The 26,045-nt window shown below is 42.9% G+C and carries 13 protein-coding genes and 1 pseudogene; 5 read left to right on the plus strand and 9 right to left on the minus strand.

Annotation, left to right across the window (positions count from 1 at the left end):
* Nucleotides 1-59: 59 nt before the first annotated feature.
* The gene (locus tag NQ505_RS10785; protein WP_009000436.1) at nt 60-1,232 is read left to right on the plus strand and encodes a MalY/PatB family protein; all 1,173 of its coding nucleotides are present in this window, start codon (nt 60-62) and stop codon (nt 1,230-1,232) included.
* Between the two features lie 346 nt (nt 1,233-1,578).
* On the opposite strand, the gene NQ505_RS10790 is transcribed toward NQ505_RS10785, so the two are convergent.
* From NQ505_RS10790 to NQ505_RS10815, 6 genes and pseudogenes are all read right to left on the minus strand, one after another.
* On the minus strand, nt 1,579-4,344 hold the full coding sequence (locus tag NQ505_RS10790; protein ID WP_009000437.1) for a glycosyl hydrolase: 2,766 nt from the start codon (nt 4,342-4,344) through the stop codon (nt 1,579-1,581).
* Complete coding sequence (locus tag NQ505_RS10795; protein WP_009000438.1) at nt 4,341-5,744, minus strand: glycoside hydrolase family 28 protein; 1,404 nt, start codon at nt 5,742-5,744, stop codon at nt 4,341-4,343. The genes NQ505_RS10790 and NQ505_RS10795 overlap by 4 nt, the downstream gene beginning before the upstream one ends.
* Nucleotides 5,741-6,343 (minus strand): DUF4450 domain-containing protein, encoded by a 603-nt coding sequence (locus tag NQ505_RS10800; RefSeq protein WP_004309133.1) that lies wholly within the window; start codon nt 6,341-6,343, stop codon nt 5,741-5,743. The genes NQ505_RS10795 and NQ505_RS10800 overlap by 4 nt, the downstream gene beginning before the upstream one ends.
* Nucleotides 6,294-7,829: a glycoside hydrolase family 28 protein gene (locus NQ505_RS10805; RefSeq protein ID WP_009000439.1), complete on the minus strand. Its 1,536-nt coding sequence runs from the start codon at nt 7,827-7,829 to the stop codon at nt 6,294-6,296. The genes NQ505_RS10800 and NQ505_RS10805 overlap by 50 nt, the downstream gene beginning before the upstream one ends.
* Before the next feature lie 48 nt (nt 7,830-7,877).
* A pseudogene (locus NQ505_RS10810) lies at nt 7,878-9,106 on the minus strand (rhamnogalacturonan acetylesterase).
* 128 nt (nt 9,107-9,234) lie between these two features.
* The gene (locus NQ505_RS10815; RefSeq protein WP_032853806.1) at nt 9,235-12,111 is read right to left on the minus strand and encodes a sugar-binding domain-containing protein; all 2,877 of its coding nucleotides are present in this window, start codon (nt 12,109-12,111) and stop codon (nt 9,235-9,237) included.
* Nucleotides 12,112-12,353: 242 nt separating this feature from the next.
* Between NQ505_RS10815 and NQ505_RS10820 the strand changes: the two genes are divergently transcribed.
* From NQ505_RS10820 to NQ505_RS10835, 4 genes are all read left to right on the plus strand, one after another.
* Nucleotides 12,354-14,711: a family 43 glycosylhydrolase gene (locus NQ505_RS10820; RefSeq protein ID WP_009000441.1), complete on the plus strand. Its 2,358-nt coding sequence runs from the start codon at nt 12,354-12,356 to the stop codon at nt 14,709-14,711.
* A gap of 31 nt (nt 14,712-14,742) precedes the next feature.
* Nucleotides 14,743-16,890, plus strand: coding sequence for a beta-galactosidase (locus NQ505_RS10825; RefSeq protein ID WP_009000442.1), 2,148 nt, complete (start codon nt 14,743-14,745; stop codon nt 16,888-16,890).
* 59 nt (nt 16,891-16,949) lie between these two features.
* Nucleotides 16,950-18,332 carry a glycoside hydrolase family 28 protein gene (locus tag NQ505_RS10830; RefSeq protein WP_009000443.1) on the plus strand — a complete coding sequence of 461 codons (1,383 nt, stop codon included), beginning with the start codon at nt 16,950-16,952 and terminating at the stop codon, nt 18,330-18,332.
* Nucleotides 18,333-18,420: 88 nt separating this feature from the next.
* Nucleotides 18,421-19,107 carry an SGNH/GDSL hydrolase family protein gene (locus NQ505_RS10835; protein WP_009000444.1) on the plus strand — a complete coding sequence of 229 codons (687 nt, stop codon included), beginning with the start codon at nt 18,421-18,423 and terminating at the stop codon, nt 19,105-19,107.
* A gap of 102 nt (nt 19,108-19,209) precedes the next feature.
* Here NQ505_RS10835 and NQ505_RS10840 read toward each other — a convergent pair whose 3' ends face one another.
* The 3 genes from NQ505_RS10840 to NQ505_RS10850 form a co-directional block, all read right to left on the minus strand.
* Nucleotides 19,210-21,291 (minus strand): RagB/SusD family nutrient uptake outer membrane protein, encoded by a 2,082-nt coding sequence (locus NQ505_RS10840; RefSeq protein WP_009000445.1) that lies wholly within the window; start codon nt 21,289-21,291, stop codon nt 19,210-19,212.
* Nucleotides 21,292-21,315: 24 nt separating this feature from the next.
* Nucleotides 21,316-24,447 (minus strand): SusC/RagA family TonB-linked outer membrane protein, encoded by a 3,132-nt coding sequence (locus NQ505_RS10845; protein ID WP_004324911.1) that lies wholly within the window; start codon nt 24,445-24,447, stop codon nt 21,316-21,318.
* Nucleotides 24,448-24,812: 365 nt separating this feature from the next.
* Nucleotides 24,813-25,991, minus strand: coding sequence for a tyrosine-type recombinase/integrase (locus tag NQ505_RS10850; protein ID WP_009000446.1), 1,179 nt, complete (start codon nt 25,989-25,991; stop codon nt 24,813-24,815).
* Nucleotides 25,992-26,045 lie beyond the last annotated feature (54 nt).

Consider the following 26,045-nt stretch of genomic DNA (forward strand, 5'->3'; position numbering starts at 1 on the left):
GAAAACAACTATCTTTGCTAACTGTTTATTATACACATAACCTAACAATATTATGCAGTATGAACTATAATTTTGATGAAATAATAAACCGTCATGGTACAGATTCCGTAAAATGGGATGCAGTAGAGAATCGTTGGGGACGCAATGACCTGATTCCAATGTGGGTAGCTGATATGGATTTCCGCACAGCTCCTTTTGTCATAGAGGCTTTGAAAAAACGCCTGGAGCATGAAGTACTCGGATATACATTTGCTTGCAAAGAATGGTCGGAGTCTATTATTAACTGGGTGAAGGAGCGCCATGGTTGGGCGATTCGTGAAGAGATGTTGACTTTCACTCCCGGTATTGTTCGCGGCTTGGCTTTTGTGATCCACTGCTTTACGCAAAAAGGAGATAAGATAATGGTAATGCCCCCTGTTTATCATCCTTTCTTTTTAGTCACTCAAAAGAATGAACGTGAAGTGGTATTCAGCCCGTTAGTCCTGAAAGATGAACAATATTATATTGATTTCAACCGCTTCCGTCAAGATATTCAAGGATGCAAATTGCTTATTCTAAGCAACCCTCATAACCCGGGTGGACGTGTATGGACCAAAGAGGAACTGTCTCAGATAGCCGACATCTGCTATGAAAGCGGCACATTGGTTATCTCTGACGAGATTCATGCTGACTTAACCCTGCCTCCATACAAACATCCTACCTTTGCTTTGATTTCAGAGAAGGCACGGATGAACTCTCTTGTCTTTATGTCTCCCAGCAAGGCATTCAACATGCCGGGATTGGCTAGTTCTTATGCAATTATTGAGAAAGACGAACTTCGTCACCGTTTCCAGACATATATGGAAGCAAGCGAGTTTAGCGAAGGACATCTCTTTGCTTATTTAAGTGTAGCAGCTGCTTACAGTCATGGTACAGAATGGCTGGACCAAGTGGTAGCATATATTAAAGGAAATGTGGATTTCACTGAAACGTATTTGAAAGAACATATTCCTGCTATCAAGATGATCCGTCCGCAAGCCTCTTACTTGATCTTTCTGGATTGCCGCGCATTGGGACTCAATCAGGAAGAACTGAACCGTCTTTTTGTAGAAGATGCTCATCTGGCGCTGAATGATGGAACAACATTCGGTAAGGAAGGCGAGGGATTTATGCGGTTGAACGTTGCTTGTCCACGTGCTACGCTGGAAAAAGCATTGAAACAGTTGGAGCAGGCTGTAATGGATTTAAAATAGTCTTTTAAGTCCATTCCCCGGTTCGGAAATAAAATCAATCCGTTCAGGGGATGAAGCTATATTTCCTGTCTCACTCTTGCTTTTTACTATTTAATTTTGTATCTTTAGTGCTTCTCATCTTCCCAAAGACAGGTAATCATATTACAAAGTGACCAATATCATCTTATAAGGTGATATTGGTCACTTTGCAATGTGCCTATTGTCCCATTGTAACGGGACGACTTACCGACTGCATAAAAAACTACTAATCTCTGTACTGAAAACCCTTAATCTTTGCACTGAAAAGTCTTAAGTACAAGATTGAAAAAGTAGTTTGTTGCGGTATGATGATATGACAATGTCTCAACTATGGCATCACATTTACCGGAATCAGCCGTACCTCACTATTCAAGCCGGAGGGTAATGGACTCCAATGTCCATAATTGGCCGGACGATAGTTCAAATCAACAATATTGATTTCTTTGAATTTGCGCCACTGCACTCCCTGCCTGTCTAATTCTGCAATTCGATTCGCAGGGAGATTCGTGACTTCTATCTCGATGTGGTTTTTTCCGGGTTTTAAGAACTGGCCCACCTTTAGTTGATAAGGCACTGCCCATGCGCATCCCGCTTCCTGTCCGTTGATGCGGACACGGGCACTTTCGCGTACATCTCCCAAATCAAGAATCCAGTCGTCGGCCTGCAAAGTCGGCAATTCGATGTCTAAGGAATAAACACCGGTTCCCATGTTCGTTTGGGCTGCCGGATGATCGATATGGGTCCATGAACAGGGGCGATCTATATCAAATGTCCCTTGAATTTCCGGTTTGCTTTCGGCGAAGTGTAACTTCCAACCATGATCCAGACGAAGACTGAAAGGTTGCTCTTTGACATACTTCCACGGTTTGGATGCCTGCAAAGGTTGTTGATATGTTTGCAGAATGATCGATTCACCGGATTTTAATTGCAGATAGACTTGTGTTTTTCCGTTTGCCTGTCTTACCTTAGCTTCACCACATTCTCCGGTCATGGGATTGAAGAGAGCGGCTGCGGCTGCATTCGTTCCCAATGTGATCCAACCGTCCACTCCTTTATTTTGCAAGGAAGAGATGAAATAGTGGTGTCCCGTATCATTCACTCTTCGGATCGCTTGTAGTCCGAATTTGGTTTTCATTTCTTCGGGAGAGATATTGCAGCTGGCCAATGTACGTGCATAATCCGTTCCTGTGATAATCTTCCCCTTTCCGATTGAAGTAACGGTTGTTTCCGAGAAAGAAACAGCCGGAAGTTGCCGGAGCGTACGCTGGTAACTTTGGCGTTTTTGTTCCAACTGACCGTATCCCGGTACATCTGTCGGATAATTTTCGAGGAATACGATAGTAGCTCCCTGTTTGGCAAGTTCATAAAGATGTGCCAATACATCACTCGGCATTAGGTGTGCAGCAGGCACTACTAATGCTTTGTAGCCCGTTCCGCCCGAAGTAACCAACTGTCCGTCTTTGAAACGTGTACTGCGAATAAAGTTATCGGAAATATAATCCCCGTCATACCCGCTGTTGTTGATGCGATGGATAGCGTCGATAAACTTAGGAGCCAGTTTATCCATGTGGTGTATCGTGAATAATAACAATCGTCCCGGTTGCTCATTCCACATATCATATACCGGAAGATAAATCAGGAAATCATTATCCGGCCGTCCCATTTGCAGAAAGCTCTGGCAACGGGTGATATAGTTAAAGAACGAAGGGGCATCACGCCAAATACTGTTTGTCGGACTCATATTGATAGAAGCGTAGAACAACCATCCGGGCCATTCGGCTTCTTTCGGAGAATACGGAGTGCCGTGGAAAAACATGTGATTGACTCCGGAAACAAACATCAAATCCATATCCGGTTTACATTGCGACAGGGAAGTACGGAAATGCTCCGTCAGCCATGTAAATGTCTCGGAAGAAGTATACGTTTTTCCTGCAATATGAGCTGCCGAGGAGGCATATTTCAGCATAGACAGGTCCGAATCATTCTTTTTGGTCAATGAGTCCTGACGCAATCCTTCGATGTGGAACTGCGACAGTCCGAAACCTTCACATTCCGGAATATCCACGGAAGCATAGATATCAATCAGATTACCGGGCGAACCATGTGCCTGATTACGGGTGATACTACCGTTTTTGTGTGCCCAGTCTGTCCATTGATGACTGAAGTTCTCCAATAAGAGGTCGGAAATGGTTTCCCGGTAATCCGACACGATACGTCTGCTAACTTCCGGACGGTTTTTATCCAGGAATTCGGGGAAATGTTCTTCCAGTTTATACCCCCGTCTACGAGCGAACTGTTCCAGGAAATCATCCGTCCAGTCAGCTTGATAAACTTCGTATGAATCGTTGAAGAAAGTATGTGGATAACTTGTCTTGCTACTTTTGAAAGCACGGTCAAAGCGGGAAAGATAATTTTTTACCGCCTTTTTTGAGAGATGATTCATCACATAGCCTTCTCCTCCCGGAGCTGCCCGTTTCACTTTCTGCCTTGTTTTTCCGATGTAAAGAGCGATCACTTTCCATTTGCCGGCAGGCGCTTTCCATTGCAGTTTGTCTTTTTTGACGTGAGCAGTCAGGTTGATACATTTGCCTTTCTCATCATATGCCATCACCCGGCTTAGTACAGAAAATGGTTGTTGCTTGGGATCGGTCACATTAATATCCTGTTCAATCTCTTTGCCGCCCTCTATTTCGTATGTCTGGAAGATAGCCTTGGTAGCCGCATCTTCTATACTAACTTCAGGTCCGCCAAAAGGCCATCCGGTTCCGGTATTCATATCAATCTCAATACCCGTACGTTTTCCTTCCGCTTGTGTATGCTTAAGCATTTCCATCCAGCGGGGAGAAAGGAACTGAATTTCATTCGCGTCATTGCCTTGCACCCCATAGATAGGAGTAATTTCTACTGCTCCCATTCCGGTACGTGCGTATTCTTCCAGATTATACGTCAGATTCTTTTCGTCTACGGCACTTCCCAGCCACCACCATCTGGCGCCGGGACGTGCTTCCACCGGAGTGTCCGGCCATTGTTGTGCTTGCATTACTCCACCTGCGGCGAGCAGGCAAAGAACTATCAATTCTCTTTTATTCATCATTCTTTCGGTGTGTTATAGTATTCTATATTTTCTGCGTCATCAGTTACAAAAAGCGGTCGTCCGTCCGGCTGTTCAAAGTGGAAGCGGATGCCGTCGAAGGTAATGTTCCGTGCGTGGCGGATATAAAACCCTTTGGCGGGAATAGTGCCGAACATCCAGGGTTCGGGGTATACTTTCTCCTGTTCGGGCGGAATACGTTTGCCATCCTCTTCGCTATATCCTCCTTTATAATAGAGGTGAATATTCCGAAAAGTTACGTCCTCAATACATGCACCCGGCACTCCGTTGATGATAGAAGCATACCGGCTGTCGGCATTCCATACATTGATATCGCTGATAAGAATACGTTTCATGGTGCCTACAGGAGTACCTTCAGGACTGCGCATACGTGCGCCCAACCGAAGGAAAATAGGCGCGTTGACTATATTTCTCATTGTGATGTTACTGATTACAATATCTTCCAGATGTCCTCCGTCTACCGTTTCCAATGCCAATCCACGGCAATGTTCAAAGATACAGTTCGTAATCGCAATATTGCGGAAACCTCCACTACTTTCTGTGCCGAGTTTGATGCGTCCCGTACGGAAACCATGATCGGGAGCCTGCGGTTCGTCCAACTGCCAAGTGCCGTCCATTACACTGCCTTTGTCAAAGCCGCTGACATAACAATCACTGATCGTCACATTTTCCGTATCTTGGAAGCGTCCTAATCCATAAGAGGCTTTCAATACAATGGCATCATCCCAGGGGGAGTTCACCGTGCATTGGCTGATACGTACGTTCCGGCAGCAATCAATATCAAAGCCATCCCGGTTGGTGTCTACTTTCAGATTCATAATCGTCAGATGATCCACTCCGGTAGCCAACAGGGCGAAATGCCCGCAATGCAGCATGGATAAATCTTTCAGGGTCACATTTCTGCAATCTTTCAGGCTGATAGCCTTATTGCCTACCCCCGGTAGGCGACTCTCTTCACGGGTCAAGCCTTTGCCATAGATTAAGCCGGGACCACTGATCGTAATATTCTCCAGTCCGATTCCCCAAATTAAAGAGTTTTTCCAATGGCTGTGACCGAAATCCTGATACTTATTATGTTCATTCGGTTCGGCGGTATCATATCCTTCCTCTTTTCCGGGAAAGGCGGCAATGATACGGGTGCCCTGTTCCAAATAGATATGAATGTTGCTTTTTAACCGGATGGAATAACACGCATATTCTCCCGCAGGTAGATATACTGTGCCTCCTCCGGCCTGTGCGGCCGCTTCAATTGCACGATTGATGACAGGCGAATCAATCGTTTTCCCATCCGCTTTGGCTCCGAAGTCCATTACATTATAAATGGCTGCATGTAGATAGATGCAACCTATTAACAGACTGAATAATAAATAGATCCTTTTCATTTTTTGTCGATTTTGGCAAAAATATCCGGTAACATATAGTAGTTGTAATCCGCTTTTTCATTCTGTTCGTAGAAACAGAAGTAAAGCCGGAAAGGCTTGCTTCCTTCGTTTCGCGAAGAAGCCGGGGAGAGACTGCAACGTCCGGCCAGTACAGGGCGGTCGGTTCGTTTGCCTGATTCGTAAAGCATCAGGGGAGTTGCATCCTTATGTCCGTCACTCAAGCGAATATCATCGGTAGGAGTGACAGCCTGCAGCGTCCGTAATTGCATACTTTCTCCGTAGTAGCAAGTGAAGGCTTGTCCCTCCACGCTGAATACATTGATGTCCGAATCCGGTTGGCAATCGCCGAAACTCCAAAATAGGGCATCGGCTTCCGGAGCAGAGGCGACTTCTACTTCCAGAATAAATCCACGACTATCGGGCAGTGCTTTCCATTGGAAGGATACTCCCTGTATCTTTTCTTTAGGTTTTAGCCAGTGGCTTTCATTTCCTTTTGATATGCCCAACCGGAAAGTGCCGGCAGGTGGCGTCAGTGCTTGTGCTTGCGCATCAATGAGCAAGATTCCCAGCAGTACGATGGTCAGGAGATGTCTTAACATAGTTGAAGTTGATATTACTTTGTTCATTCTCTTTTAGTTCAATGACATTCTTTTCTTCTGTCTTTAATGTAATTTCAGACAAGTTGAAATTCTTCGTATAGCAGATTTTGCCCGGTTTGTCGGTCTGCGCTTCGATGGCATAAAGATAGAAATTTTCCAGACGTAACGAGTCATTCCATCCCGAAGCGGAGATAAATTCGTCCACATTTTCCGCTTTTACCTTTGATACGTAGACATTGCGGAAACGCGGATAACCTTTTTCGGGAGGCGTTACCGGAGTCAGCATGATTCTCCAGTGTTCCGGGATTTCTTTCCCTTCATACTCTTTGGGTAAAGTGCTGTAACTGTAACTGGGGTTCCAGTTCAAGTCTGCCGCCAGCACGTGACGGACGTTTTCCGCTTTTACTTCGGTCATATAAATGTTTTCGATTGTCCCTCCACGGTTCATGGCGCTTTTCAACCGCAGCACGGCGGAGGTGCCGATTGCTTCCAGATTATATCCCAATACATTCCGTATGCTACCGGAAGTTTCGCTTCCGCAGGTGATAAGTCCGGCACCTTTGCGGGCGATGCAATTGCGTATGACCACATTTTCCGTAGGAAGGTTCACCCGCAGTCCGTCTGCATCCCGTCCCGATTTGATACAGATATTATCATCGTTACAGTCTACATCGCAGTTTTCGACCAAGATATTGCAGGAAGAATCAATGTCGATACCGTCCGTGCTCGGACCGTGTCCACCTATATTGTTGTTGATGGTCAATCCGTCTATCGTGCAATAATCGGAGTAAAGAATCTGACATCCCCAAAAACCGGTACGCATCAGGGTAAATCCTTTCAATGTAATGTCCGAGCTACGTTCTATGAGGATGCCCCGTACCCGTTTGCAGTCATAATCCACAATCCAGCGCAATCCTTTTGCTTCGTATTCTTTCCGCATTTCCCAATATTTATCCCAAAATACTTTTCCCCGGCAGTCCAGCGTTCCTTCTCCGCTGACGGAAGCGTTCTTTTCATTGACAATGTTGATAACTGCCGCGGGCCATGTCATCTCGATTCCTGCAATCCGTGAGCGGAATTCGGGATAATGATGAATGTAAGGGCTGGCCAGTAAAGTCACCCCTTTGTCCAGTTGCAGGTTGACACCGCTTTTTATGAACAGTGCGCCAGTCTGATAATATCCCGGCTGAAGAACTACCGTTCCTCCACCGATGACGGCACAACTGTCAATTGCTTTCTGGATAGCTTCCGTGCTAAGCACCGTGCTGTCTGCTACTGCGCCAAAAGAATTAGCGGATAAAATTACATGGTTTCCGGGCATTTGCCGGCTGCCTACACTATCGGCCCATGACAAATCCGGTTGTTGCGGTACTTGCCCCCATTCGAAGCTGTTGTTTCCTGCCTGTTTAGCCGTTGGGGTGGCGCAAGCTGCTGTCAAAAGTGTGCCTGCCAATAGGAACAGGGGAAAGATGCTTTTGGTTTTCATATTTATCTAATGCCTGATTCTTAATACTTAATACCTACTACTTATCTCTTAATTTCCGTCCGGTTTTTCAATTTCCGTGAATGGTGATTCGTTCCAGTGGAAACCATTTACATCGTCCGGCTGTGCCGGATTATAGGACGGGTCTATTTTCAGGTGTTTAGCCAGTTCCGGTACGGCTTTCTTCATTCCTTCAATCACACATTGGGCTATTTGATAGGCTCCGTATGGATTGAAGTGGGTGTTATCCTCAAAAGCTTTGGTCTGTCCCGGATAAGTGCCTGCCGGATAGTGTACGAAAGCACGTTTCGACGTTTCTGTTCCCAAAGCTTCATAAAGCGTACGGGTCATCTCGTTGAGGTCGATCAACGGAACATTTTCTTTAGCTGCCAGCCAGCGCATGGCTTCCGGATAATCTTCGTGTGTGTCACGGATATGTCCGGTTGCGTCGAAACTCCGGCGTTGGGTGGGAGTGACCAGTACGGGGTATGCTCCCCGTGCACGAGCTTCATCAATAAATGTTTTCAGGCTGGTCATAAAAGAGTAATAAGCTCCTTTGCCCGGTCCTTTTTGCTTTTGGTCGTTATGCCCGAATTCCATGAAAAGATAATCTCCTTTCTTTATCTGGCTCAATGCTTTTTTCAAACGTCCTGCGGCAATAAACGTATTGGCTGATTCGCCCGATTCCGCATAATTGGCGATACAAACGTCCGTACCGAAAAAATGAGGTATCATTTGTCCCCAGCTTGCCCATGGTTCGTTGTCCTGGTCGACTACGGTACTGTTACCGCATAGAAAAACGGTAATCACCGACGGATCGGCAGGCTCGATGCTGATACTCTGGCATACGGGTGCATCGCCGTTAAATTCCAGCGTCAGTTTATCGTCCCAGTTCAGTTTGGCTTTTTCGCGGGGTTTGATACGTACGGATTCTTTTTCGGAAATGCGGGGGTTGCGTTTGTTGATGATAAATGTTTCATCTACGAATTGTCCCTTTTTAGTAGCGAGGTTATCAATGAACAGTCGGCGTGATTCGCCTCTTACTGTTGTCACCCCTGCCTGTCTCTTGCTTCCCAGGCGAACGGTTACTTGATAGTTACCGTCCGGCACGCGAAGAAGGGTGCCTTGCTGCCTTTTTCGGGAGTAGCGACGAGATCATATCCATATCCCGTCTCCTCACTGTAGCGGGGAGCATCTGCCAACTGGTATGTTTGGGCTTTCTCCTGTGCATTGACACTTGCCGTAGCTAAGAGTAGCAAGCCTATGATCGTAGTTTTCATGTAAAATGATATTTAATGTATATTGTTTATGGAATTTAGGCACGGATTACACGGATTTCACGGTTTTAGAATTACGCTTTTATAAAGCAACAGCGTAATCCGTGTAATTCGTGCCTGATAATTCCCATTTAGTTAATTTTCGGTTTGAGCTCGTCAGGAGAATCTTTGGTATAAGATTTCACATCTCCCGCCACTTTGGTGAATAATGCTTGTATCAGCTCCGGAGCTATCTTGTCTGCCGGACGAAAAGCATCCGAATTCATATAATTCAGGATTGCTTTGTGCATCTGGCGGGCAACGATTCGTTTTTCCGGTTGGGAAGTAATGTCCATACTGGTCATCATCAATTTACCGTTCAATACCTTTGCTTCGAACAACATGCCGATTTTCCGGCTGATAAACCAGGTATCAATACTTTGAACCGTTGGTTGGAATGTTGCCGGGAAGTCGGTGAATTGCATCACCTGCGCTTTGTTCAGCAGTTCCCACCATTGCAGGTTGCTATGATACTCGGTAGGGAATTCGCGGAAAAGAGGGTGATATTCATTCAGGAAAATACCGGTTGTGTGCGGCGGACGCATCTTGAACCAGGAAGTATTCCAGAATACGGGAGTGAAGTATTGTTTGACTTCTTTGCCGTATTGTATCTTTCCGGCAGCTGTAATCAGCACATTTCCTCCGTCCTGCAACACAGCCAATGCCTTGGCATCCAAGGTGTCGGTGGTATATACTGTTCCTTGTACCAGTTCCACTTGTGCCGGATATACCCAGAAATCCCAGTCGTTTACGGCATCACTGCCTTCGATACGTACTTCCAGATTTAGTTTCTGCGGTGTATCGATTCCTTCCAGAGTCATATCTACACTACCCAAAGAATAAAGATTTCCGATGGGAATGTGACGGGTGCCGACAGTTCCATGAGCATATACTTTTCCGAATTTATCCTTAATGGTATATACTGTTTTTGCACTTTCTAAGGGAGCAGCTCCGAAATGAGATACTTCAATGTCGGCATGGAATGTTTCATTGTTGGCATATACAAATTTAGGAATACGTGCCAAAGGTACGGTCGGACTGCAAAAGCGTCTGAACTGTTCTGCGTTGATATATCCTTTTTCTTCAAAGAACACGTCCAGTACACCGACTAATGCAGTTCCCTGGCCGGAATAATCATTGAGAGCCAGCAACTGGAATCCCGCATAGTCCGGAGTACGCAAGGTCTTTTCAATCTCATGTTTGTAGCAGAGTGCCTGCAATTTGCCCGAAGCCATCATAAAGTCGTGACTCTGGCTTCCCATTTGGTTATCGTTCAGAATATCCCGGAAGATTTCAAAGTTCTTCGCTTTGTTGACTCCGGTATATTTACGAATTTCATTGAAATTCGGGAATACACACCATTGACCTGTTTCGTGTGATACATACGGTTGTTTCACCGTGTCGATCCTTGTACGATAATCCGATTCACTTTCCGGTTGTGCACCTGCCCAACTAAGTCCGCGTGCGCCGGCTTTCACATGATACTCATTGTGAGGTTGCCATTGCCAGCTGTTTCCAACGGAAGCTCCTGTGTATACACGACGCGGATCGGTTGCTTTCCAATAATCCACGAATTTGCTGACCCATGCCACCCAACGACCGGAAGGCTCATTGCCGCAAGCCAGCATGCAGTAAGAAGCGTAATTCCCATATTCTTTGGTCAGTGCAATGGTTTCGTCCATCAGGTATTTGTCAATCGGTTGTCCGTTACCTAGTCTTGGACCGTGGTTCGGCCAGCTCGGTCCTTCCGGTTGCAGATAGAAACCGACCAGATCGGCAGCGATGAAAGCTGCTTCCGGCGGACAGAAGGAGTGGAAGCGCATGTGATTCAGACCATAGTTACGACAAATGCGGAACACCCGTTCCCAAGAAGCTACATCCATCGGCGCATAGCCTGTCAATGGGAAATCACAGTTTTCCACCGTACCGCGAAGCATCGTTTTGCGACCATTTACATAGAACCATTTCCCTTCTATCTTGAAATCACGCATACCAAACTGTACTTGTTGCGTGTCAGTTTGCTTGCCGTTGGTCAATTTTGCCGTCAGTTTATAAAGTGCCGGACTGAATTCATCCCACGTCAGAAACTCTTTTCCCATCGGAAGTTCCATTTCCACCGGATTATCTCCCGGACGGATGTTGAAACTTTGATGTACGGGAGCCACTTTGTGCTGAATGTCCGTGTTAAAGCTCTCAGCGGAAAGGGTGATCTCTCCCTTGATGGAAGAAGCAGACTGTATATTCATGCGAACCAGCGCTTTCTGATTGCTCAAATCGGGATATACCTGAATGTCTTCTAAATGGACTTTAGGAGTAGCTTGTAATTCGATTTGTCCGACGATACCGTTCCAGTTACCTTGTGTCTGGTCGGTGATGCTGTGAGAATCGGGACCTACGTTGATTTCTTTGATTCTATTATCGATACGGATGGTAATCAGGTACGTTTTTCCGGGGGTGGTTGCAGCAGTCAGGTCATAGACATGGGGAACACAAAGACTGTTTTGCATACCAAGCTCCTGCTGATTTACCCATACAGTAGTTTCGATGTGCGGACGTTCCAGAAAAAGAGTGATTCTTTCTCCTTTCCAGTCAGCCGGAATTGTCACTTTCTTTTGATACCAGGCCACACCTACATAATGTTTGTCGGGAGTCAGAAAGAAGGGTAGCTTTACTTGTCCCTCTATCTTGTATTTTTCCATATATGGGTTGAAGTAGTAAGAACTGTCGTAGAGGCTTCCGGTCCATTGGGTACGGACGGTCACTTCATCTCCTTTCAGTTTTTCGGGCATGGAGCCGGGCAGGTTGATAGAATCGTCGAGGGATTTTTTGAACCATTGTTCCTTGACGCCGGTATCTTCCCGGTCTATCTGGAAATTCCATTTGCCGGATAAACTGAAAGAGTGATTTTGTCCCGCTACGGTCAGTATGGAGATAAATACGATAGCAATACTTACTAAAAGTCGTTTCATGATATATAGAGTTGATATGTTTTTCATTCTTTTTAAAATCTGCCGCTAAAGTAGAGCTTTTTAAGGGTTTAGTAAATAGAAAGATGTACAGATACATAGAATATTGTATCAAAATGGACATCTAAAAGCGTTCGTGTACAAAACTACATGGATTTGAAATATTGTCCATGCTCTTTATCTTTGAGGAGGGGCGGAGATGCCTTATCTTTGCAAGGTAAACTTTTTAATCTTAATAAGGAACCATGAAAAAAGTAGTAATCTGGATAGCTCTAAGTCTTTGGTCGGTGATGACAGTCTTTGCCGGTGAGACAGCTTACCTCTTTTCTTATTTTATCAATGACAGTAAAGACGGACTGCATTTAGCATATAGTTATGATGGATTGAACTGGCTGCCTTTACATGGCGGACGTTCTTGTCTTACCCCTGCGGTTGGTAAAGATAAATTAATGCGTGACCCCAGCATTTGCCAGTCGCCGGACGGAACTTTTCACATGGTCTGGACTTCCAGTTGGACGGACCGGATTATCGGATATGCCTCTTCCCGCGATTTGGTTCATTGGAGTGAGCAACAAGCAATCCCTGTGATGATGCACGAGCCGGATGCACATAACTGTTGGGCTCCCGAACTGTTTTATGATGAACCTTCACAAACCTATTATATCTTTTGGGCAACTACGATTCCCGGCCGTCACAAAGAAGTGGCTACCAGTGAAAGTGAGAAGGGACTGAATCATCGTATTTATTATGTAACAACGAAGGACTTTCGTACTTTCTCGAAGACGAAGATGTTCTTCAATCCAGATTTCAGTGTGATTGATGCCGCTATTGTGAAAGACCCGAAGCGGAAAGACCTGATAATGGTAGTCAAGAATGAAAATTCCAATCCGCCGGAAAAGAATTTGCGCGTTACGCGTACGAAGAAGATAGAAAAAGGATTCCCGACTAAAGTATCGGCGCCTATTACAGGAAAATATTGGGCGGAAGGTCCGGCTCCTCTTTTTGTAGGTGATACGCTTTATGTCTATTTTGATAAATACCGTGACCATCGTTATGGAGCTGTTCGTTCTTTGGACTATGGTGAAACATGGGAAGATGTGTCCGATCAGGTCTTTTTTCCGAGGGGGATTCGTCATGGAACGGCGTTTGCGGTGGATGCCTCCATTGTGGAGTCACTGATTGCCGACCGGAACTATAATCCGCTTATTCCCGATAATCTGGCGGATCCGTCTGTCTCCAAATTTGGTGATACCTATTATCTTTATGGCACTACCGATCTGGATTACGGACTTGGACGTGCCGGAACTCCTGTCGTATGGAAATCGAAAGATTTTGTGAACTGGAGTTTCGAAGGTTCCCATATCAGTGGATTCGACTGGTCGAAAGGATATGACTACACGAATGATAAAGGTGAAAAGAAAAAGGGCTATTTCCGGTATTGGGCGCCTGGAAAAGTGATTGAGCAGGACGGCAAGTTTTATTTATACGTTACGTTTGTGAAACCGGATGACAAGATGGGAACTTATGTACTTGTAGCTGATCGCCCGGATGGTCCTTTCCATTTTACTGCGGGACAGGGGCTTTTGCCTCCCGGAGAAGAAGGAACAGATAGCCCGGCTGTCGTTGATGATATTGACGGAGAACCTTTTATTAATGACGATGGTTCAGGATATATCTTCTGGCGTCGCCGGAATGCGGGACGGCTTTCTGCGGACAGGCTTCATCTGGATGGTGAGCCGGTAACTCTGGCAACAGCCCGCCAGGAATATTCCGAAGGTCCGGTGATGTTTAAGCGTAAAGGTATCTATTACTATATTTATACGTTGAGTGGTCATCAGAATTATGTCAATGCTTATATGATGAGTCGCGAGTCTCCTTTGACGGGTTTTGTAAAGCCGGAGGGGAACGACATTTTTTTATTCTCTTCTCCTGAAAATCAAGTGTGGGGACCGGGACATGGCAACGTGTTTTATGACGAGGGAACGGATGAATATATTTTTCTCTATCTGGAATACGGAGATGGCGGAACTACCCGTCAAGTGTATGCTAACCGGATGGAATTTAATGACGATGGAACGATAAAGACATTAATCCCCGATATGCGTGGTGTAGGTTATCTGGCTGCTTCCCAAGAGACCCGGCCGAATCTGGCATTACAGTCGCATTTTTATGCTTCCAGTGAGAAATCTCCCCGTACTTCCGTGGTCAATATCGAAACGCAACCCAATCAACCGTTGCCGGAAAAAGGTTCGGTGAAGAGCTATACCCGCACGCATACTTATCAGGCTACCCATGTAGCTGACGAATCGAATGGAACCCGTTGGATGGCGGCTGATACGGATAGCAGTCCGTTTATTACAGTCGATTTAAAGGAAATCCGTAAGGTCGGGGAGTGCCAGCTCTATTTTACCCGTCCCACTGAAGGACATACCTGGCGACTGGAGAAGTCTATCGACGGAAAACATTGGCAGATGTGTGCTGAACAAGGGAAAGTACAAGTATGCTCTCCACATATTGCTAAGGAGATAGGAGAGACACGTTATCTCCGTCTTCATATTCGTAGGGGAGATGCCGGTTTGTGGGAATGGAAAATATATGAATAACGTTTTATAACGCTAATAATCAATCGAATTTATGAAGTATATGGTAAAAAGTAAAATTCTGGCTACTTTCTGTGCCGGTCTATTAACCGTTTCTACCGGAATACAGGCAGCAGAGAGACTGGCAACCGGAACTCAACAGAAGCAAGCTCAAAAGACTGTAATTGAAACTTCTCCCTGGTTTGATGATAAAGACCTGACTTTGACGGGTGTCTATTATTATCCCGAACACTGGGATGAGAGCCAGTGGGAACGTGACTTCAAGAAAATGCATGAATTGGGATTTGAATTTACCCATTTTGCCGAGTTTGCCTGGGCGCAACTGGAACCGGAAGAGGGACGCTATGATTTTGCATGGCTGGACAGGGCTGTAGCTTTGGCAGCCAAGTATGATTTGAAAGTTATCATGTGTACTTCTACTGCTACTCCTCCTGTATGGATGAGCCGAAAATATCCCGAAATTCTATTGAAGAATGAGGATGGAACGATACTTGACCACGGTGCTCGCCAGCATGCTTCATTTGCTTCGCCTCTTTACAGGGAATTATCATGCAAGATGATTGAGAAACTGGCGCAGCACTATGGCAATGACTCCCGTATTATCGGATGGCAACTCGACAACGAACCTGCTGTACAGTTTGATTATAATCCGAAAGCGGAGCTTGCTTTCCGTGATTTTCTTCGTGCCAAATACAATAATGACATTCAACTTTTAAATAATGCATGGGGAACTGCTTTCTGGAGTGAGGCTTATTCGTCTTTTGATGAAATAACGCTTCCTAAGCGCGTACAGATGTTTATGAATCATCATCAAATTTTGGATTATCGTCGTTTTGCTGCATCACAAACCAATGATTTCCTGAACGAACAATGTCTGTTGATTAAGAAATATGCAAAGAACCAATGGGTGACTACGAATTATATACCGAATTATGATGAAGGTCACATCGGTGGTAGCCCCTCTCTTGATTTTCAAAGTTATACCCGTTATATGGTATATGGTGATAATGAGGGGATTGGTCGTCGGGGCTACCGGGTAGGTAATCCGTTGCGGATAGCCTGGGCAAATGACTTTTTCCGTCCGATACAGGGAACTTATGGGGTGATGGAATTACAGCCGGGACAGGTGAACTGGGGCAGTATCAATCCCCAACCTCTTCCGGGCGCAGTTCGTCTGTGGATGTGGAGTGTGTTTGCCGGTGGAAGTGATTTTATCTGCACTTATCGTTATCGCCAGCCTCTTTACGGCACGGAACAATATCATTACGGAATTGTCGGCACGGACGGAGTGACTGTTACTCCCGGCGGAAGAGAATATGAGACATTTATAAAGGAGATTCGTGAACTTCGTAAACATAGCTCTTCCCGTGAAACCAAACCTGCCGATTACCTTGCCCGTCGTACTGCAATTCTTTTCAATCATGAAAATTCCTGGAGTATCGAGCGGCAGAAGCAGAATCGTACATGGGACACTTTTGCACACATCGAAAAGTACTATCGTACCCTAAAATCATTCGGAGCTCCTGTCGATTTTATATCAGAGACAAAGATTTTATTCGATTATCCGGTGGTCGTAATACCGGCTTATCAATTGGCTGATAAAGAACTGGTGGATAAATGGATTGCATACGTGAAGAATGGCGGAAATCTAATCTTAACCTGCCGTACGGCACAGAAGGACCGTTATGGCCGTCTTCCTGAAGCTCCTTTCGGTTCCATGATCGCTCCTTTGACAGGAAACGAAATGAACTTTTACGATTTGCTTCTTCCTGAAGATCCCGGTACTGTAGTGATGAATGGAAAGGAGTATGCGTGGAATACATGGGGAGAAATACTGAATCCTCCCACTGATGCACAGGTCTGGGCTACTTATAAAAACGAATTCTATGAAGGAAGTCCGGCTGTCACTTTCCGTAAATTAGGAAAGGGAACAATCACTTATGTTGGAGTGGACAGTCATGATGGAGCATTGGAAAAAGATATATTGAAGAAACTATATGCACAACTGAATATTCCGGTGATGGATCTGCCTTATGGTGTGACAATGGAATACCGTAATGGATTGGGAATTGTTTTGAATTATTCGGATTGTCCTTATACATTCAACTTGCCGAAAGGGGGCAAGGTACTGATAGGAACTGCGGAAATTCCTACGGCAGGGGTATTGGTCTTTTCAATGTAACAATAAAAGGATATTTTTATCTTTGCAGGACTTGAATGAATTAAAAATAGAATCATACGATGAAGACGAACTTATTGAAATATATGGCAGGTATCTGCTTTGGTCTGTTGACAGTTTCTTTGGCTTTTGCCGGTGATAATTATAAGACGGTAAAGGTGAAAGCGCCTTTTCCCATGCAGCCTATTAAAATCTTTATTTATCCCGATAAAGACTTTCCGATAACGGATTACGGTGCACAACCGGGAGGTGAGGCGGATAATACAAAAGCTATTGCTGCCGCTATTGAGGCATGTAATCAAGCGGGAGGTGGACGTGTGGTTGTTCCGGCTGGTACATGGCTGACCGGGCCTATTCATTTCAAGAGTAATGTAAACCTCTGTTTGGAAGAGAATGCGGTTTTGAATTTCACGGATAATCCTTCTGATTATCTTCCGACAGTGATGACTTCCTGGGAAGGCTTGGAATGTTATAATTATTCGCCATTACTCTATGCTTTTGAATGTGAGAACGTGGCGATTACAGGTAAAGGGACTCTTCAGCCGAAGATGGATACCTGGAAAGTATGGTTCAAACGTCCTCAGCCTCATTTGGAAGCATTGAAGGAGTTGTATACAAAAGCTTCGACTAATATCCCTGTGATCGAACGTCAGATGGCAATAGGGGAGAACCATCTTCGTCCGCATTTGATTCATTTCAATCGTTGCAAGAATGTTTTATTGGATGGGTTTAAGATTCGTGAAAGTCCGTTTTGGACCATTCATCTCTATATGTGTGACGGGGGATTAGTGCGTAATCTCGATGTAAAAGCACACGGACATAATAATGACGGTATTGATTTTGAAATGAGCCGTAACTTTTTAGTGGAAGATTGTTCTTTCGATCAGGGGGATGATGCAGTAGTGATTAAAGCCGGACGTAATCAGGATGCTTGGCGGTTGAATACTCCTTGTGAAAACATCGTTATCCGTAATTGTCAGATTCTAAAAGGACATACTTTACTTGGTATCGGAAGTGAAATATCGGGAGGAATACGGAATATTTATATGCATGACTGCACTGCTCCGAATTCTGTGATGCGCCTTTTCTTTGTGAAGACCAATCATCGCAGAGGTGGATTTATAGAGAATGTTTATATGAAGAATGTAAAGGCAGGAACGGCTCAACGTGTACTTGAAATAGATACCGAAGTGTTATACCAATGGAAAGATCTGGTACCTACTTATGAAGAACGAATTACTCGTATTGATGGTATTTATATGGATAAAGTGACTTGTGAGTCGGCAGATGCTATTTACGAACTGAAAGGTAACTCCAAACTTCCGGTTAAGAATGTAATGATTAGGGATGTAAAAGTAGGAGAGGTAAAGGAGTTCGTGAAGAAAGTGAATAATGTCGAGAATGTAGTGGAAAAGAATGTGACTTATGATAGGAAAGGGAAATGACCCTTTCCTGAAAGTAGTAGAAAGTTTCATGCTATAATTTTAGTATAATGTAGTATCTTAGCAGCAAAATTGAAAACTTTATGCTAAGATGAAGAAATCCTTTTATTTATTACTGCTAATCACTCTATATAGCAGTATCAGCTTTGCTCAAAGCCTGAAATCTATATCTATTTTAGGCGATTCGTATTCAACATTTGAAGGATACCTGCAACCCGATACCAATAGCATTTGGTATTATGTTTCTCCGCGACAGCAAACGGATGTAACTTCCGTAAAGCAGACCTGGTGGCATAAATTCATTAAAGAGAATAACTACCGCCTTTGTGTCAACAACTCCTTTTCCGGTGCAACGATTTGTAATACCGGTTATAATCAGGCTGATTATTCGGATCGTTCTTTTATTACCCGTATGGATAAACTGGGATGTCCGGATATCATCTTTATTTTCGGTGCAACGAATGATTGTTGGGCCGGCTCACCGCTTGGGGATTACAAGTATGAAGGGTGGACCAAGGAAGATTTATATACATTCCGTCCGGCCATGGCATATCTGCTCGACCACATGATTGATCGTTATCCTAATGTTGAAATCTATTTTCTGCTGAATTCAGGTTTAAAGGAAGAGTTTAACGAGTCGGTCAGAGCTATCTGTCATCACTATAATATTGATTGTATTGAACTGCATGATATTGACAAAAAGAGTGGTCATCCTTCGATAAAGGGGATGGAGCAGATTAGCGATCAGATTAAGATGTTTATGAAGAAGACGAAGTGAAAAAACAACGGAAATATAAGAAATGATATTGCCACTTGCTACTCTTTGATTAGGAATACTATTTCAAAGAGTGCCAAGTGGCAATAAGTTTAGTTGTTTATCTTAATATCCCGGATTCTGCATTGCTTTCTTTTCTTCATTGCTTAGTGCAGAACCATTAGAATTGGTGATACCGTCCAAGAAGGCTTGGGGGATCGGACGATAGTAATGTTTCTCCGATTTGAATTCGCCAAGACCTCTGCTGGCGCCATCGTTGAATTTATGCCAACGGGTGTCTAACGTCTTGGTACGTGCCAGATCTTCCCAGCGTTGCAATTCGCCACAAAGTTCACGAGTACGTTCATTTAATAGGAAGCACATCATTTTGTCAGCATTGGATGTACACCCCAGTTCGTTGTAGATAGGAGTGTCGACTGTAGAGTTATAAACATCTGCCACACTATTTAATTTCATTGTAGTTTTGGTAGAAGCAGTAGTCTCCTGTTCGATATTGTTTGACTCATAATAGGTGTTTTCTTCCCAGTAAATAGCACCTTCGGAGGAGTGACCGCCTCCTTTCCCGGAACAATAAGGATTATTCTTATAAGCTTGTCCACCATCTACGTTCTTACTACGGTCTTCACCAGTTTTATAACCGGCACGTTCACGTAGTTTGTTCATCCATTCGACAGCTTTGTCATAATTGGCTTCACCTTTACGAATATATGCTTCGGCAACCATTAGTACATCATCTGCCGAACGGGCGATGATAGCATCGCGAGTACCGAATTGAGATGCGATGGAAACACGATAACCATCACGGAATTTAGATAAAGCTACTGAACGCTTGTGAGGTATGATATCGTAATAATTACCTGTTTTCTCATTTATATTCCAGCTGTGTTCCTGTCCTTTGAAATAGCGTACATATGTATACGTGTTACACATTTTTCCATCTTTCAAAACAGTATATGCCGGAGCGTTGGGATATTTCTCATAGCGATTGTCTCTCGGGTCATTCACGATGTATTTCATACCGAGTTCACCTCCACTGAAACGTTTGTCACCTTCTTTTACACCTGCCGGAGCGTATGGCATATCTTCTGCTGTCCAGGTGGGAGCACTTTTGGTTTCGTTGGCTCCATAACAGGTGATGAATGATTTCCAGAAACGAGAGTCATTGACACGGTCAAATACCTGCATGGTATACTCTGTAGCACTTACGTATGAGAATTCACGTCCTCCGGAGATGTCACGTTTACATCCACCTATATCATTACCTTGGTATACGGCCGGATAATAAAGATGCATCTGGTTTCCATAACGTCCCCATGTTGATTCATCATTAGAGAATTGAGCTGCCAGAATCACTTCACTTACTTTTTCATTGGCTCCGTTCGGCTGTTCATAGTCCCAAAGTTCTACATAATCATTACACAACGGATGTGCGTCTACAACTTCCGAACTATATTGAATAACAGCATCGAGGTCGGATGCTATATAATTACTATTCCAATCGCTGTACAATTCGGAGGCACGGAATAAATGTGCTTTTGCAAGGAAATGGGCAGCAGCATATTTGTTAATTCGTCCGATTGATTCACCTTTATCCGGAAGTAGTCTGTAGGCTTCTCCAAAATCAGATATAACCTGTGTGTATATTTCTTCAGCAGAATTCCGTGTAAAATATGTTTCCGCGCTTGTAGACGGAACTAATTTCAACGGCACACCACCAAATTGCTTCACTAATTCGAAATAAGCATAGGCTCTTAGAAAGTGTGCTTCTCCCAAGCGTGTGTTGTATGTAGGTGAACTTTGGTTATAATATTGAGGTATGTTTTGGATCAATATGTTTGCGGGTTCAACCAGTCCGTAGTAATTGTCCCAGATAGGTTGGTTAGCGGCATTTTCAGATGAATTTAAATCTTGACTATAGTGATTCCATGCTGGAATAACATTATTAGCATCAGTAAATTCATCTACTCCCATGTTGTAGCACTGAATCCCCCATATATAGTTGAATTTGAATTTCAGTTTCTGATAGGCTCCAGTCACTAATTCATCAAGACCTTCTTGTGTCTTAAAGCGGTCGGTACTATATTGAGTTGTTAAATTCTCATCAAGGAAAGATTCACTGCACGAAGTGATCGAGCTTCCTGTTATGCTGGCTATTAAAGCAGCAAATAATATTCTATTTAATTTCATAATGTCTTTACTTTAATTTGTTTATTAGAATCCGATGTTGACACCTATTACAAAACTCTTCAAAGTGGTAGGTGAACCAAATGTTTTGGTATTATTGTCATAATTTACCAAGTCTGTATCCAAAAAGTCACATGCTTTATAGATATTGAATGGGTTCATGGCTTGAACATATAGCTTCAAATTATTGATACCCAAGTTCTTTAATTGTTGTGGGGTAAAGTTATAACCCAATGAGATATTACGAACTTTGATGTATGAGCCATCCTGATAGTTCATTGCGCTGTTAAAGGCATCGGCTCCTTCACCGTTGGAACCGGGTGAATAGTATTTTGCATTCTCATTTGTACCGGCTACCCAATAGTCTATTTTACGCTGCATATAGCGACCGTCAAGAGTAACAGCTCCCTGTGGAACAGTAAATCCCCAACGTGATAAAATAAAGAAGGATAGCTCAAAATTCTTATAGCTGAAAGTGTTACTCCATCCACCTGTCCAGCGTGGACGTGTGTGTCCTACAATTTTTTTATCGTCATTGGCATCTATTGTATCATCATTATTTAAATCTTTCACTTTGATTTGTCCCGGTTTACGTCCGTATTTGGCAGCTTCTTCGGCTTCTTCTGTTTTCCAGATGCCATCATATACCCAGTCGTAATAAACACCGATTTCCTCACCGACAAACCATTTATTGTTCACATCTTCTGTTCTACCATTAGACAATTCGTCGATTCTGTTTCTATCCATTGACCATGTTAAAGTAGTGCTCCACGAAAAATCTTTTGTTTGTATAGGTATTGCATTTACTTGTAGGTCAATACCATATCCGGATGTTTTACCTACATTGGCATAAGTAGAAACATAGCCCGTTAGTGAAGGAATTGACATTTCCAGTAACAAATCATCAGTTTTCGTTTTGTATGCATCGATACTACCAGTAAGTCGGTTATTAAAGAAACCGTAGTCAACACCGACATTGTATTGTGTAGTTCTTTCCCAGCCTAGAGTTGGATTAGCCATTTTGGCGGGTTCCTTCTGTGAAGGATCTGAAGGTACATAGCCCAAGGATGACTCATTCTGTCCCCAGTTATAGTATAAGCCTGTGATAGCGCCTTTAGTTGCATATGCTTTGATTGCTGCATTACCTGTAACACCCATACCTATACGAAGTTTCAACTGATTCAGCCAACTGATGTCTTTCAGGAAATCTTCCTGATCCATTCTCCATGCGATAGCAGCAGAAGGGAAACTTGCCCATTTGTGCCCTTCGGCTAATTGAGAGGCGCCGTCCCAACGCATAGATGCTGTCAATAAGTACTTATCTTTATAACCATAGTTTAGACGAATCATATAAGATGCCATTTGAGTCTCGGTCAGACCTGTGCCAAAAGAGTTTAGTGTACCGGCAGATCCTATATTATACCAGAGCTCATCTGATGAGGCTACATTAGTAGCTCTCATATCTCCCATCTCGTAATGGTAGGCAGAAGCGGATTGCATCAATGTCATGCCTAAATTATGTTGACCCAGGGCTTTGTTATAATAGATCAGGTTATCCAATGTCCATGCACGTTTTTGTTCGTTCTTGTATTGTGCGCCATTGTTACCATCTCCATTAATACCATCTGCTGCATTAGCGACTCCTAAAGTGTAGAATTGGAATTCAGGACCAAACTGAAGACGATAAGATAAGCCTTCCAGTGGTTTCCAGATTTTACCGAAATCAATTTGCGAATACAAACTGGCAGAAGCACGGAAAGTGCGGCGTTGGTTGGTGTTGTAGTCTAATTCACGAATAGGGTTGATGATATTTACATCCCCACTCGGATAACGGACATATTCACCGTTTTCGTCATAAGGTACTGTCCACGGAATCATACTTCTTAATGCGCTATAGAAATCACCCGAACCAGTTACAGACTTGGAGAAACTATATCCATAGTCTTGAGTGGAATAAGATGCATTAATTGAAGATCCCATTTTGAACCAATTGACAGGAGTCACATCAAATGAGGTTTTTAACGTATAACGTTCATATGCTTGCCCTGGTTGTGTACCTTTCTGATCCAAATAACCGAATGAGGCATAGCCTTGGAATTTGTCAGATCCTCCGGATGCACTTAAGGTATGTTCGTGAGTGATCCCCGTCTGTTTACCGTGCGAAGCCCAGTCATATGATCCTACTAAAGATGGATCGTAGACTCCATTTACCCATGCTTTTTCGATGTTTTTCCATGAAGCGGTTACGCTACCAAATGCAGCTTTATCCGCTTCATAAGTTGGAGTGGCAGAAGCATAAGAACCTGCATTGTATTTGGCTAAGCGGGCATAATCCAACCATTCGGCGGCAGACATCATTTCTGTAACATCGTGTAGCGTTTCAAAAGTGACAGTACCGGAATAGTTTAGGGTCACTTTACCTTCTTTTCCTTTTTTGGTAGTTACAAGAATCACACCGTTGGCACCACGTGAACCATAAATAGCTGTGGCTGAAGCATCTTTTAAAATGTCAATAGCTTCAATGTCGGAAGGATTGATATTTTCAATGCCTCCATTTTGAATTACCATACCGTCTACCACATACAGTGGACCCTGTTCCGCATTAATAGAGCGTTGTCCACGAATATTAATGTTGCCCACCTCTCCGGGACGCTGACTGGATGTAATATCTACACCGGCTGTTTTACCTTGCATCCCTTCTAGCGCATTTCTTACAGGCATTGCTTTCAGTTCTTTTTCACCTACGCGAGCCATAGCACCGGTTACGTCACTTTTTTTCTGTACTCCATAGCCTACAACTACTACTTCGTCTAAGGTCTCGGTATCTTCTTGAAGAGTAATTTTAAAGTTGGTATTTCCTGCTACGGATACTTCTTGTTTTTTATATCCTATATAAGTGATAGTGATTGTACCTTTTATTGGCACATTGGAAAGAGAAAACTTGCCATTTAAATCAGTAATTGTACCATTAGTAGTACCATTAACCAATACACTGGCACCAATAACCGGTTCTCCGGTGAAATCTGTAACTGTGCCCGAAATTGTCTTATTCTGGGCATAAGATTCTACTATTAAAAAAGAAAACAAAGTGAGGAGAAATAGCCGTCGGATAGTATCCTTATAGGCGTACAGGTGATTACCTTTTTTGTTGCTTTTCATACTTTAATTATTAAATTATAAATATTGGTTTATAGATCCTTTATTGTTGATTTATTTTTTTATCTTCTAATGAAGATTCCTTGTTTTTTCTTTATATTTTATATGGATATTCCTGTAATGTAGTACTTTATAGAGGTTTAGTGGTATAATATATCATATGATATTAATATATTTACATAGCTTATTTATTATAGAGTTAAACAAAAGTTAGATTTATATTTTAGAAATAAGATGTTAATAATTAAATAGTTATCAGTATACAAGAGTAATCTTTAGACAATAACAAGGTTACCATTAAACGATATTTAATGGTAAAGAGAAATACGATAATCGAAAAGATGGTTCAGAGAAAACTAAAATTCGTTTTATAGTAGCTGATCTAATATTTCTCTAAATACTTTATCAGCATGTTCCTGCATAATTTTAATATAGTTGAATATAGGACGATTATTTTTCATGCTGTGCCCTATACAATACTCGATCTTTTCAATCTGGATTCCTAAATTATATCCATGTTGTGCAAATGTCTTTCGAGCAGAATAGTAAGTAACCTTTTTGTTTATCTCTGAAAGTTGTGTCATTTTATCTATATGTCGGAAAACCAAACTGTATATTTGTCTATAAGACGAATACTTTCCAAATTTCAAATAACCTTCTCTAGTCTGATATTTATCTATGATAGCTTTTGCTTCGGGTTGTAGAGTAAATGTTATTCCATTCTCTCCCTTTTTACTATTACGTGTTTTATGACGCACGTATTTCATATAATCCTTATCCTTAAAATTATATGCCAATAAGTCTCTCAGATTAATGCCACCTAAATAATAGGTAAGCATAAAAATATCTCTTACTATCGACAAAGAAGATTTTAGAAGATGCACATCTCGTATTCTCTTTAATTCATCTATTGATAAATCGAGCTCCCGCACACTGCTTGCAGGCATTTTAAAAAGAGTGAAAGGATGGATGGAGTAGGTTACATAATTCATTTTAGTAGCATAATTCAATATTACTTTTATCAGAGTCAGGTATATCCTGATGGTAGTATCTGCTAAATTCTCTTCGTGAAGAACATTTGCAAATTCTTGTATATGGAGAGGAGTCAACTGAATTAAGGGAAAATCTCCTTTCATATACTTAATGAATCTTTCTGAAGCTATCTTATAAAGTTTGTAAGATTTCTCTCGTTCTTCTCCTTTCATGAAATCCATATATTCCTTTGCAACAGTTTGAAAAGTAATTCCTTTTTTTTTCTGTTCATAAGCTATAATATGGATTAGCTCGGTGCATGAGATCGCTGGCAAATAACTAATCGATGTAACAATTTCCTCATACTCATTTATTAGTTTTCGAAGACATGCATTCATGTTTGCAGCATTCTCATGTCTTATTACTCGACCATTTTTTAACTGACTAGCAGAATCCAAAGTAAACTGAGTAGATATATATCTGGTTTTCGAATGATGTGCTACTGCTATCCTTATTCGATGCCTACCATTTGATAGTTTTTTAGTTGGAACAATCACAATTGAAAAATTCGCCATATCGTTTTTAGGTTTATAAATTACTATTTTCCATACAATAAAATAGAAACAAAA

The sequence above is a fragment of the Bacteroides sp. D2 genome (assembly GCF_025147085.1).
Taxonomy (GTDB): domain Bacteria; phylum Bacteroidota; class Bacteroidia; order Bacteroidales; family Bacteroidaceae; genus Bacteroides.

Bases quoted from the DNA above. Each gene is read 5' to 3' on its own strand.
- NQ505_RS10785 (WP_009000436.1), top strand. From the start codon at position 60: ATGAACTATAATTTTGATGAAATAATAAACCGTCATGGTACAGATTCC.
- NQ505_RS10790 (WP_009000437.1), bottom strand. From the start codon at position 4,344: ATGATGAATAAAAGAGAATTGATAGTTCTTTGCCTGCTCGCCGCAGGT.
- NQ505_RS10795 (WP_009000438.1), bottom strand. From the start codon at position 5,744: ATGAAAAGGATCTATTTATTATTCAGTCTGTTAATAGGTTGCATCTAT.
- NQ505_RS10800 (WP_004309133.1), bottom strand. From the start codon at position 6,343: ATGTTAAGACATCTCCTGACCATCGTACTGCTGGGAATCTTGCTCATT.
- NQ505_RS10805 (WP_009000439.1), bottom strand. From the start codon at position 7,829: ATGAAAACCAAAAGCATCTTTCCCCTGTTCCTATTGGCAGGCACACTT.
- NQ505_RS10815 (WP_032853806.1), bottom strand. From the start codon at position 12,111: ATGAAACGACTTTTAGTAAGTATTGCTATCGTATTTATCTCCATACTG.
- NQ505_RS10820 (WP_009000441.1), top strand. From the start codon at position 12,354: ATGAAAAAAGTAGTAATCTGGATAGCTCTAAGTCTTTGGTCGGTGATG.
- NQ505_RS10825 (WP_009000442.1), top strand. From the start codon at position 14,743: ATGAAGTATATGGTAAAAAGTAAAATTCTGGCTACTTTCTGTGCCGGT.
- NQ505_RS10830 (WP_009000443.1), top strand. From the start codon at position 16,950: ATGAAGACGAACTTATTGAAATATATGGCAGGTATCTGCTTTGGTCTG.
- NQ505_RS10835 (WP_009000444.1), top strand. From the start codon at position 18,421: ATGAAGAAATCCTTTTATTTATTACTGCTAATCACTCTATATAGCAGT.
- NQ505_RS10840 (WP_009000445.1), bottom strand. From the start codon at position 21,291: ATGAAATTAAATAGAATATTATTTGCTGCTTTAATAGCCAGCATAACA.
- NQ505_RS10845 (WP_004324911.1), bottom strand. From the start codon at position 24,447: ATGAAAAGCAACAAAAAAGGTAATCACCTGTACGCCTATAAGGATACT.
- NQ505_RS10850 (WP_009000446.1), bottom strand. From the start codon at position 25,991: ATGGCGAATTTTTCAATTGTGATTGTTCCAACTAAAAAACTATCAAAT.